Below are 10,388 nucleotides of genomic sequence, written 5' to 3' on the forward strand. Positions count from 1 at the left end.
GTCAGGGGCCGCAGTAGAGCAGACGGTTGGCGGTGGTGCTGGGCACTCCGGAGACCACCCCGACGGTGGCCCGACCGATCAGGTACGCGGCGACCTGGGCCGGGGTCCAGCTGGGGTTGGTCTGCAGGGCGAGCGCGACACAGCCGGCGACGTGCGCGGCGGCCATCGAGCCGCCGCTCAGGGTCGTTGTCGCCGTGTCGGTGGTGTGCCAGGTCGAGGTGATGTTCGCACCCGGCGCGTACAGGTCCAGGCAGGATCCGTAGTTCCCGGAGGGCATCCGGGCGTCGGTCTGCGTGGTGCCGGCGACGGTGAGCGCGGCCGGAACCCGGGCGGGGGAGCCGCTGCAGGCGTCGCCGTTCGAGCTGCCGGCGACCACCACGTAGCTGACGCCCGCGTTGATCGAGTTGGTCACCGCCGCGTCCAGTGCGGCGCTCGCGGTGCCGCCGAGGGCCATCAGCGCCACCGCCGGGCGGACCGCGTTGGCCCGCACCCAGTCCACTCCGGCGATCACCTGGGCGACGCTGCCGCTGCCGGCGCAGTTGAGCACCCGTACCGGGTGCAGCCGTACCCGCTTGGCCACCCCGTGCAGGGCACCGCCGACGGTGCCGGCCAGGTGGGTGCCGTGCCCGTTGCAGTCGGCCGCCGGCAGGGCGTCGACCAGGTCCACACCGGTGCCGACCCGGCCGCCGAAGTCACCGTGGCTGCCCCGCACACCCGTGTCGATCACGTACGCATTGACGTTCGGCGCGGTGTTCGGGTACGCGTACCGGCCGTCGAGGGGCAGGTGGCGCTGGTCGATCCGGTCCAGCCCCCACGACGGCGGGTTGAACTGCACCCCGGGCACCGTCAGCGTCACGGTCCGGTTCTGCTCGACGTAGGCGACCGCCGGGTCGGCGGCCATCCGTCGGGCGGCGCGCTCGGTCAGGCGTACCTCGAATCCGCGCAGCGCGTCGGTGAACACCTGGTCGACGTGGCCGCCGTACCGGGTGGCGAGCCGGTCGGCCGTGGCCCGGCTGCCGGTGGCGTCGTCGCGGAGCACCACGACGTAGCTGCCGGCGAGCGCGGTCGGTGCGTCGGCATACCGGATCTCGCCGGTGGCCGGCGCGGCGGCGGCCGGGCCGCCGGTCAGGGCGACCAGGACGGCGGCGGTGAGCAGTGCGGCGAGCGGCCCGCGGGTGGCGGCCGGCCCTCGCCGGTACAGACGGGGCAGTGGCATCGGTTCCTCCTCCTGGCGGCCCTGATTGGGCGGTAGCCCTCGGCAGGACCTCGATGGATGCCCGGATGGTACCGACAGATTCACCATGATGAATATACTTGGCTCCGAGTGGCTGTCCTGGCGCCGTGCCATGGTGATAGGCCAGCGGACCGGACGCTCGGCGGTCAGCGTCGACACGACATGCCCACCGGCCTCACCGAGGTGGAAACGAATCGTCGCGCGCGGCTGACCCGTCGTACTGTCAGCGGATGCGAGTGCTTTCCGTCAACGTGGGCCGGCCCCGACCCAACCCGGCCAAGGGTGGGCTGACCGGCATCGACAAGCGGCCGATCGAGGGCCCGGTCGCCGTCGCAGCGCCCGGCCCCAAGGGCACCGGCGAGGTCGGTCTGGCGGGCGACCGCGTCTACGACGTCAAGCACCACGGCGGCACCGACCAGGCCGTGTACGCCTACGCCCGGGAGGACCTGGACCGCTGGGCGGCCGAGTTGGACGTCCCGCTCGACAACGGCGGATTCGGGGAGAACCTGACCACCGCCGGCCTCGACGTCAACGCCGCCCTGATCGGGGAACGCTGGCGGATCGGTCCGGACGTCGTACTGGAGGTGTCGTCCCCACGGATCCCCTGCTCGACGTTCCAGCACTGGCTGCAACAGCAGGGCTGGATCAAGCGGTTCACCCAGGCCGCCGTGCCCGGGGCGTACCTGCGGGTGATCGAACCGGGCGAGCTTCGCGGCGGCGACCCGATCGAGATCGTGCACCGGCCCGAGCACCAGGTGACCGTCGAACTCGCCTTCCGTGCCCTGACCCTCGAACCGGACCTGCTGCCGCAACTGCTGGCCGCCGACGCCCTGCCCGAGGAGGCCCGGGACACGGTCCGCCGGCGCACACCCCGGGCCCCCGTCGCGGGTAGCGCCGATCCATCGACTCCGGAATGATCCCCCCACCGTCACCCTCGATCCCGGTCCCGGATGGGTGGTCTACGGCCACCACGACGACGTGCTGACCTACGTGGGACCCGACGAGATCTCGGACGGCAGCGACCTGGCCGTCGGTCTGTACGGACGCCACAAGCGGGACCGGGACGGCCATGAGCTCGACGTCGTGCACATCGAGGACAAGCGGCCCCGGTAAGTCAGGGCCGAGCCTCCGACTGTCGGTTCGGCCACTCCGGGATCTGGTGCTTGCGTGCTTCACTGTGGAGCATGACGTCGCGGAGGACCCGGCTGATGGCAACCATCTCGGCCGTCATCCTGGCAGCAGTCTCCGTGGTCGGCTGGCGGTGGTGGCACAACCATCCGCCGTACGGTCCGGAAGCGCTGGCCGTCACGTCATCGCTCCGTTTCGTGAGCTACGACGAGGCTGAGGCTGCGCTCGGCGAGGCGGCGCATGCCCCGGTCACCTACGGACGCGACCAACTGGTGCTCGGCCGGGTCTCCTGGCAGACCCCGCCCAAGCCTCTGGACGGCGGCTACTTCGCGGTTTTCCTCATCGACAAGCGGACCAACCACAAGCCGGAGGTTTTCGGCGTGGCCGCGCCACAGTCCGCCGTCGGTATCGGGAGCGCGGGCATCGAGAACCGGATTGCCGAGCGCTACTCCTGGCTCCGCGGCGCGGGTGATGCCACCTTCGGGGACGAGTATCGGAGCAACGGCAACAGACTCCATGTGGCAGACGAGAAGGCTGCACCGCTCACCTTCGTCGCGCTCTTTCCGTACGTCGAGGAGCCGGATCCGGAGCTTCCCAGGGCAACCGCGCCGGTGGCGATGTCCGACCTGCTGCTGGCCCTGGTCTACATGGGTGAGGACGGCCAGGTGTACTGGGCGCAGCGCCTCCAGGGCTAGGTAGCGACCGGTCGGCACAGCGGCGGTTGTCCCTGGCCCGGCATTGACAGCCTCGGCGGCTCAAGGGGTGCACGTGAGCACCGGACAGCGGCAGCAGGAGGACAGCAGGGAAGGCCGCTCCGAACTATCGTGCCGCCCATGCTGCTCGATGGGATCCCGCTTTCGCAGATGTTCTTCGCGCTGGTCATGTGGCTGGTGGGGCAGGTTGTCCTGTACATCGTGATCCGGATGGCTGTGCGCCACGCCATTGAGGATGCGGATCGCCGTCGAGCATCAGAGCAACGCGGGTAAGCCGTAGCGCCCGCACTGCCGGCCGCGGGCCGCTGGCAGCCGAGTGGGCGGGCCTGCACCGCGCGTGCGCGGCGCCTGGATCCATCCGGACACCTACCCGAATCGGCACCTGCCCGGCGAGTAGTGGCCCGCGGTCGACCCGCAAGATCAGCGTCAGGGGAGCGTGCGGCCGGCCCAGGATCAGGGGATGAAGCCTCTGGCCCAGGCCGGAGTGCGGTGGAGCGGGCGACGGGAATCGAACCCGCACCGTCAGTTTGGAAGACTGAAGCTCTGCCATTGAGCTACGCCCGCGTACGCCCGGAAAACCGGATGCGCCCGACAGCCTACCCAATGCCCGCGGCGAGCGCGCGGCCGTATCCCGCCGTTTCGGGGATCTGGGGGTATCCGTCCTCCACCGATGCCGCAACATCCGCGAAACCGCAGCCACCCCAGCGGGCGGATGCTGCGACATCGCTGCGACTGCGGCGCGGCCCGGCTGGGGAAGCTGCATGTTCGGCGCGTTGGGGGACGCCCCGGCATCCGGTTGTCGTATGGAAGGCATAGACTGCTCGTCGCCACGGGGTGTGGCGCAGCTTGGTAGCGCACTCGCTTTGGGAGCGAGGGGCCGTGGGTTCAAATCCCGCCACCCCGACTGCCTCCAGCGTGGGGCCGGTGCACCCGGGACGGTGGGCGAGCGGGATGCTTCGCCGCCGGGGTCCCTGGGCGCTGCCGGTCGGCCACGCCGGTTCGCCTACACTCGATGGGCCGAAGTGCGCCCAGAATCAACCGAGATCCGTCAAGGAGTACGCCTGTGAAGAGCACCGTCGAGACTCTGAGCCCGACGCGCGTGCGGCTCGCCATCGAGGTGCCGTTCGTCGAGCTCGAGCCGAGCCTCAAGAAGGCGTACCGGGAGATCGGCCAGCAGATCCAGATCCCCGGCTTCCGTAAGGGGAAGGTCCCGCCGGCGATCATCGACCAGCGGGTGGGCCGCGGCACCGTGCTCAACGAGGCGGTGCAGGAGGCCATCCCGCAGAACATCCTCGCTGCGGTCCGCGAGCACGATCTGAAGACCCTCGGTCGTCCCGAGGTCGACATCACCGAGTTCAACGACGGTGACTCGCTGAGCTTCACCGCCGAGGTGGACGTCCGGCCGGAGATCACCGTGCCCGACCTGGCCTCCCTCGAGGTCGTCGTCGACGAGCTGCAGGTCGACGACAGCGAGATCGACGAGCAGGTGAAGAACCTGCGCGAGCGGTTCGCCACCCTCAAGACGGTCGAGCGGGCCGCGGCCGAGGGCGACTACGTCCAGATCGACCTGCGGGCCACCGTCGACGGCGAGGAGGTGCCGGGCGGCTCGGCCAGTAACATCTCCCACGAGGTGGGCAGCAAGCAGCTGCTGCCGGGCCTGGACGAGGCCGTGGTCGGCCTCGCCGCCGGTGAGGACGTCACCTTCACCACCCAGCTCGTCGGCGGCGACTTCGCCGGCCGCGACGCCGAGGTGCTGGTGACCGTGCGTACGGTCAAGGAGAAGGAGCTGCCCGAGCTGAACGACGAGTTCGCGCAGCTGGCCAGCGAGTTCGACACCATCGAGGAGCTGCGCAACGACCTGCGTGAGCGGGTCACCCGGGGCAAGCGGGTCGAGCAGATCTACGCCGCCCGGGACAAGGCCCTGGAGCAGCTCGTCGAGGCCGCCGAGGTGCCGGCGCCGGAGGGCGTCATCCGCGACGAGGTGGAGAGCCGCAAGCAGGCGATGGTCGACCAGCTGGAGCGCATCGGCGCCTCGATGGAGGATTACCTCGCCGCCGAGGAGAAGACCGAGGAGCAGATCGACGCCGAGCTGACCGAGGCCGCCACCCAGGGCGTCAAGGTCCAGCTGCTGCTCGACACCCTCGCCGACGCCGAGGACGTGCAGGTCTCCGACGACGAGTTCGGCCACGAGATCGTCCACCGCGCCCAGCGGGCCGGCATGGCCCCGCAGCAGTACTACGACCAGCTGGTTCGTTCCGGCGCGGCCGGCGCGGTCTTCGGCGACGTCCGCCGGGGCAAGGCGCTCGCCTCGGTCATGGAGCGCATCACGATCAAGGACACCGCCGGCAACGAGATCAGCCTGGACGCGCTGCGCGAGGCCAGCGAGGCGGAGCACGGGCACGAGCACTGATCGTCGGGTGGGGCCACCGTCCGCCGGTTGCGGTGGGTGGTGGCCCGACCCCTTTCCGGGTACGAGTCCCGGGGCCCCTGCGCTGAGAGCGAACAGTGCCCGGAGCGGGACTCTGCCGCCCGGCTGAGCGGTTAGTGTCGGACAGGACGGTACGGAGAGCGAAGGGCTGCCATGACCGACATGCACATCCCAGCAAAGCCGCGGGCGCTCGACGCCCGAGGTGGCGACTCAATTGGCAACCTCGACGACTCGGTCTACAACCGGTTGCTCAAGGAACGCATCATCTTCCTCGGCAGCGAGGTCAACGACCAGGTGGCCAACCGCATCTGCGCGCAGCTGCTGCTGCTCGCGGCGGAGGACCCGGACCGGGACATCTTCCTCTGGATCAACTCGCCGGGTGGCTCGGTCTACTCCGGCATGGCGATCTACGACACCATGCAGTACATCGACAACGACGTGTCGACCGTGGCGATGGGCATGGCGGCCTCGATGGGCCAGCTGCTGCTCTGCGCGGGCACCAAGGGCAAGCGGTACGCCCTGCCGCACGCGCGGATCATGATGCACCAGCCCTCGGGTGGCCTCGGCGGCACCGCGTCGGACATCGCGATCCAGGCCGAGCAGATGCTCTACACCAAGCGGATGTTCCAGGAGCGGGTCGCGCACCACACCGGTCAGTCCCAGGCGCAGATCGAGGCGGACTCGGACCGCGACCGCTGGTTCACCGCCCAGGAGGCCATGGACTACGGCTTCATCGACAAGGTGATCATCGGGGCCGCTCAGGTTCCCGAGGGCGCCGGGACCCTGAGCTGATCGAGGAGCAGACGATGACCGACCTCAGCCTGCCGCCCCAGTTCGCGGCCGTGCACAACCGCTACGTCCTGCCGTCGTTCGTCGAGCGCACGTCGTACGGGGTCAAGGAATCCAACCCGTACAACAAGCTCTTCGAGGACCGGATCATCTTCCTCGGTGTCCAGGTCGACGACGCCTCGGCCAACGACGTGATGGCCCAGCTGCTCACCCTGGAGGGGACGGACCCCGACCGGGACATCATCATGTACATCAACTCGCCGGGTGGTTCGTTCACCGCCATGACGGCGATCTACGACACCATGCAGTACGTCCGGCCGGACATCCAGACCGTCTGCCTGGGCCAGGCGGCCTCCGCTGCGGCGGTGCTGCTGGCGGCGGGCACGCCGGGCAAGCGGATGGCGCTGCCGAACTCGCGGATCATCATCCACCAGCCGGCCACCGAGGGCGGTTACGGGCAGGGCTCGGACATCGAGATCCAGGCCCGGGAGATCCTGCGGATGCGGACCCAGCTGGAGGAGATGCTCTCCCGGCACTGCAACCGGCCGATCGAGAAGGTTCGCAAGGACATCGACCGGGACAAGATCATGACGGCCGAGGAGTCCCGCGAGTACGGGTTGGTCGACACGATCCTCAGCAGCCGCAAGAAGGGACTGCTGGCCGCCAACGCGGCCAGCTGACCGGCACGGAGTCAGAGGCCGGACGGGCCTGTTGTCCGCCGGCCTCTGACACACCCGTTTTGGGGGTCGGAGAATGCTCCCGCAGCGGGTAACGTCGGGTCCGTACCGCTTCGTCGGGCGACCGGCGCGGTGGGGGTAGAGACGGGCGGAGCGTAGCGTCCGCAGGTCGTGGCCGGGGCTCCGGCCGATGAGTGCAGGGAGAACGTAGGTGGCACGGATCGGTGACGGCGGCGACCTACTCAAATGCTCCTTCTGCGGCAAGTCGCAGAAGCAGGTCAAGAAGCTCATCGCGGGCCCCGGGGTCTACATCTGCGACGAGTGCATCGATCTCTGTAACGAGATCATCGAAGAGGAGCTGGCCGAGACCGGCGAGGTGAAGTGGGAAGAGCTTCCCAAGCCGATGGAGATCTGCCAGTTCCTCGACACCTACGTGGTGGGGCAGGAGCAGGCCAAGAAGGCGCTCGCCGTCGCGGTCTACAACCACTACAAGCGGATCCAGGCCGAGGCGGCCAACGCGCCGGGCGCCGGTAACGACGGCGTCGAGCTGGCCAAGTCGAACATCCTGCTGCTGGGCCCGACCGGGTGTGGCAAGACCCACCTGGCGCAGACCCTGGCGCGGATGCTCAACGTGCCGTTCGCCATCGCCGACGCCACCGCCCTCACGGAGGCCGGCTACGTCGGCGAGGACGTGGAGAACATCCTCCTCAAGCTGATCCAGGCCGCTGACTACGACATCAAGCGCGCCGAGACCGGCATCATCTACATCGACGAGGTCGACAAGATCGCCCGCAAGTCGGAGAACCCGTCGATCACCCGTGACGTCTCCGGTGAGGGCGTCCAGCAGGCCCTGCTGAAGATGCTCGAAGGCACCGTGGCGAACGTGCCACCGCAGGGCGGCCGCAAACACCCGCACCAGGAGTTCATCCAGATCGACACCACAAACGTGCTGTTCATCTGCGGTGGTGCCTTCGCAGGTCTGGACCAGATCATCGAGGCGCGTACTGGCCACGGCGGCACCGGCTTCGGTGCCCGGCTGCGGGCCGTCTCCGAGCGTTCCACCGACGACATCTTCAGCCAGGTGATGCCGGAGGACATGCTCAAGTTCGGGCTGATCCCGGAGTTCATCGGCCGGCTGCCGGTGATCACCAGCGTCCGCAGCCTCGACCGGTCGGCTCTGGTGCGCATCCTCACCGAGCCGCGCAACGCCCTGGTCCGGCAGTACCAGCGCCTCTTCGAACTCGACGGCGTGGAGCTGGAGTTCGAGCGGCCGGCCCTGGAGGCCATCGCCGACCAGGCCATGCTGCGGGGCACCGGTGCCCGTGGTCTTCGCGCCATCATGGAAGAGGTTCTGCTCTCCGTGATGTACGAGGTGCCCAGCAACCCCGACGCCGCCCGGGTGCTCATCACCCGTGAGGTGGTCCTGGAGAACGTCAACCCGACAATCGTTCCGCGCGAGTTCACCGGCCGCCGGGCCCGGCGTGAGCGCGAGGAGAAGTCCGCCTGATCCACCGGGGGCGAGCGCCTGGCCCTGCCGCTTGCGGTCGTTCGCCCGTACCCTGAGATCATGCGCGTCGCCGTCTGCCAGCTGAACTCCCGCGACGACCGGAAGGCGAACCTCGTCGCCGCGGAGGCCCTGATCGACCGCGCGGCCGACGCCGGCGCGGACCTGGTGCTCCTGCCCGAGTACGTCGACTATCTGGGGCCCGGTGCCGGGATGCCCGCGCCGGAGCCGGTCGATGGTGAGGTCGGGCAGTTCTTCGCGGCGGTCGCGCGTCGACGGGGGATCTGGGTGATCGCCGGTTCGTTCCACGAGGCCGGCCCCGACCCCGAGCACACCTGGAACACCATGCTGGTCTTCGACCGCGCCGGCGCGCTCGCCGCCAGCTACCGCAAGATCCATCTGTACGACGTGGAGATCCCGGGCCGGGTCTCGTACCAGGAGTCCGCCACGGTGGCCCCGGGCGACCAGCCGGTGGTGGTGGAGATCGAAGTGCTGCGGGTGGGCTTGTCGATCTGTTACGACCTGCGCTTCCCCGAGCTGTACCGCCGACTTGCCACCGACGGCGGCGCCCACCTGCTCGTGGTGCCTGCGGCGTTCATGATGCACACCGGGCGTGACCACTGGGAGGTCCTGCTGCGCGCCCGGGCGATCGAGAACCAGTGCTTCGTCGCGGCCGCCGGACAGACCGGTGACCACGAACCGGGCCGGACCTGCTACGGCCGCAGCATGGTCGTCGACCCGTGGGGGACGGTGCTTTCCCAGGTGGCGGACGGCCCCGGGTTCGCGATCGCCGACGTCGACCTGGACCGGCTGACCCGTATCCGTGCGGAACTGCCCAGCCTGGCCAACCGCCGACTCTGAGCGCCACTACCCCTGAAGCAGTACGCCCACTACCGCGAAGCCGGCGATGGCAGCGGCGGTCACGAGGAGCGCGGTGCTCATCCGTGAGGGGCCGCGCCGGACCAGCCGTCCGATCGACACCACTACGGCGAAGAGCACGAACGCTCCGATGATCAGTTGCCAGAACGGGAGTAAGAGGCCGAGCAGCGCGTCCTCGGCGAGGACCGGGCTGGTTGGCCGGGACACGTCATCCATGCCAGACACTCTGGCACGCCGATGCCCTCCTCGGATGTCGGCGCGAGTACGAAGCCGCCAAGATGCCGACCCGAGTTGTCGGTTACGTGGTGCGCCGCCACTCGCTACCGCTCACCTCGCCCCTACCCCGATGACGGAGTTCCGGCTCGGACGAGCATCATCGACAGTCGCTGATTTGCCTTCTGCGGTGCGTACGCGTAACTTTCTCTCTGCACGAGGGAGGCCGGGCAAACCGGCCGAGAACGGGCGCCGGTCCTGCGATGAAGGTGGTCGCGAGGCCGAGACTGGGCGGTGCGAGTTGGCTCCGAAAGTTGGAGTTGCGATCGCGAAGCCGACCGGGTAGAGTTCTGGAGCCGGCAGGAGCCGGGCGAGTCCTCTGAGAGTGACTGGCCGGTCTGCGGTTCTCCACGGAAGAAGCGACCGCCGAAAGGCGTGCGCCAACGTGGGCCCCGAATGATCCTCAAGGATCCTTCCTGATCATCAGGTTGATCTGCTGAGCGTGATTCGGATAGTTTGGAGCGGTTGCCCCAGACACGGTTTCTGATTGAGGCCGGAGTTTGGTGTGTGGTTGTTCTTTGAGAACTCAACAGGGTGCTTGATAAGCCAGTGCCAAGTAGTTTATGCCCCGTGCCGGCTAGAGGCTTTGATGTTTCTGGTTTGGTTTGGGATTCCTTTGGCAACATTTTTGTTGCTGGGATGGATTGTTCAACAGGTTTTTGTTGGAGAGTTTGATCCTGGCTCAGGACGAACGCTGGCGGCGTGCTTAACACATGCAAGTCGAGCGGAAAGGCCCTTCGGGGTACTCGAGCGGCGAACGGGT

General features: G+C 68.7%; 11 protein-coding genes, 2 tRNA genes and 1 rRNA gene. 11 read left to right on the top strand and 3 right to left on the bottom strand.

Features of this window, described 5'->3' with window-relative positions; genetic code table 11:
* Nucleotide 1: 1 nt before the first annotated feature.
* Complete coding sequence (locus EG812_RS28320) at nt 2-1,216, bottom strand: S8 family peptidase (protein ID WP_126713396.1); 1,215 nt, start codon at nt 1,214-1,216, stop codon at nt 2-4.
* 248 nt (nt 1,217-1,464) lie between these two features.
* Between EG812_RS28320 and EG812_RS28325 the strand changes: the two genes are divergently transcribed.
* The 4 genes from EG812_RS28325 (at nt 1,465) to EG812_RS29175 (ending at nt 3,348) form a co-directional block, all read left to right on the top strand.
* Complete coding sequence (locus EG812_RS28325) at nt 1,465-2,151, top strand: MOSC domain-containing protein (protein ID WP_126713397.1); 687 nt, start codon at nt 1,465-1,467, stop codon at nt 2,149-2,151.
* A gap of 61 nt (nt 2,152-2,212) precedes the next feature.
* Nucleotides 2,213-2,347 (top strand): hypothetical protein, encoded by a 135-nt coding sequence (locus EG812_RS30005; RefSeq protein ID WP_269764262.1) that lies wholly within the window; start codon nt 2,213-2,215, stop codon nt 2,345-2,347.
* 95 nt (nt 2,348-2,442) lie between these two features.
* Nucleotides 2,443-3,057 (top strand): hypothetical protein, encoded by a 615-nt coding sequence (locus EG812_RS28330; protein WP_126713398.1) that lies wholly within the window; start codon nt 2,443-2,445, stop codon nt 3,055-3,057.
* 138 nt (nt 3,058-3,195) lie between these two features.
* Nucleotides 3,196-3,348 carry a hypothetical protein gene (locus EG812_RS29175; protein ID WP_157626876.1) on the top strand — a complete coding sequence of 51 codons (153 nt, stop codon included), beginning with the start codon at nt 3,196-3,198 and terminating at the stop codon, nt 3,346-3,348.
* Nucleotides 3,349-3,565: 217 nt separating this feature from the next.
* Here the strand turns inward: EG812_RS29175 and EG812_RS28335 are convergent.
* A tRNA-Gly gene (locus EG812_RS28335) sits at nt 3,566-3,639 on the bottom strand.
* 266 nt (nt 3,640-3,905) lie between these two features.
* On the opposite strand from EG812_RS28335, the gene EG812_RS28340 reads away from it, so the two are divergent.
* From EG812_RS28340 to EG812_RS28365, 6 genes are all read left to right on the top strand, one after another.
* Nucleotides 3,906-3,979: transfer RNA gene (locus EG812_RS28340), tRNA-Pro, on the top strand.
* Nucleotides 3,980-4,138: 159 nt separating this feature from the next.
* Nucleotides 4,139-5,485: a trigger factor gene (tig, locus tag EG812_RS28345; RefSeq protein ID WP_013735443.1), complete on the top strand. Its 1,347-nt coding sequence runs from the start codon at nt 4,139-4,141 to the stop codon at nt 5,483-5,485.
* 171 nt (nt 5,486-5,656) lie between these two features.
* Nucleotides 5,657-6,295, top strand: coding sequence for an ATP-dependent Clp protease proteolytic subunit (locus EG812_RS28350; protein ID WP_013735442.1), 639 nt, complete (start codon nt 5,657-5,659; stop codon nt 6,293-6,295).
* A gap of 14 nt (nt 6,296-6,309) precedes the next feature.
* A complete protein-coding gene (locus EG812_RS28355; RefSeq protein ID WP_013735441.1) occupies nt 6,310-6,972 on the top strand; it encodes an ATP-dependent Clp protease proteolytic subunit in 663 nt (220 codons plus the stop codon).
* Between the two features lie 208 nt (nt 6,973-7,180).
* The gene (gene clpX / locus EG812_RS28360; protein ID WP_102660822.1) at nt 7,181-8,476 is read left to right on the top strand and encodes an ATP-dependent Clp protease ATP-binding subunit ClpX; all 1,296 of its coding nucleotides are present in this window, start codon (nt 7,181-7,183) and stop codon (nt 8,474-8,476) included.
* A gap of 60 nt (nt 8,477-8,536) precedes the next feature.
* The gene (locus EG812_RS28365) at nt 8,537-9,334 is read left to right on the top strand and encodes a carbon-nitrogen hydrolase family protein (RefSeq protein WP_126713399.1); all 798 of its coding nucleotides are present in this window, start codon (nt 8,537-8,539) and stop codon (nt 9,332-9,334) included.
* Between the two features lie 6 nt (nt 9,335-9,340).
* Here the strand turns inward: EG812_RS28365 and EG812_RS28370 are convergent, their stop codons facing one another.
* Entirely contained in the window at nt 9,341-9,568 is a 228-nt protein-coding gene (locus tag EG812_RS28370) for a hypothetical protein (RefSeq protein ID WP_043721719.1), read from the bottom strand.
* A 716-nt stretch (nt 9,569-10,284) separates the two neighbouring features.
* Between EG812_RS28370 and EG812_RS28375 the strand changes: the two genes are divergently transcribed.
* Nucleotides 10,285-10,388: ribosomal RNA gene (locus EG812_RS28375) — 16S ribosomal RNA — on the top strand; the annotation flags it as partial.

It is taken from the genome of Verrucosispora sp. FIM060022, assembly GCF_003977705.1.
Taxonomy (GTDB): domain Bacteria; phylum Actinomycetota; class Actinomycetes; order Mycobacteriales; family Micromonosporaceae; genus Micromonospora; species Micromonospora gifhornensis.

Bases quoted from the DNA above. Each gene is read 5' to 3' on its own strand.
- EG812_RS28330 (WP_126713398.1), top strand. From the start codon at position 2,443: ATGGCAACCATCTCGGCCGTCATCCTGGCAGCAGTCTCCGTGGTCGGC.
- EG812_RS28355 (WP_013735441.1), top strand. From the start codon at position 6,310: ATGACCGACCTCAGCCTGCCGCCCCAGTTCGCGGCCGTGCACAACCGC.
- EG812_RS29175 (WP_157626876.1), top strand. From the start codon at position 3,196: ATGCTGCTCGATGGGATCCCGCTTTCGCAGATGTTCTTCGCGCTGGTC.
- EG812_RS28320 (WP_126713396.1), bottom strand. From the start codon at position 1,216: ATGCCACTGCCCCGTCTGTACCGGCGAGGGCCGGCCGCCACCCGCGGG.
- EG812_RS28365 (WP_126713399.1), top strand. From the start codon at position 8,537: ATGCGCGTCGCCGTCTGCCAGCTGAACTCCCGCGACGACCGGAAGGCG.
- EG812_RS28350 (WP_013735442.1), top strand. From the start codon at position 5,657: ATGACCGACATGCACATCCCAGCAAAGCCGCGGGCGCTCGACGCCCGA.
- EG812_RS28370 (WP_043721719.1), bottom strand. From the start codon at position 9,568: ATGGATGACGTGTCCCGGCCAACCAGCCCGGTCCTCGCCGAGGACGCG.
- EG812_RS28325 (WP_126713397.1), top strand. From the start codon at position 1,465: ATGCGAGTGCTTTCCGTCAACGTGGGCCGGCCCCGACCCAACCCGGCC.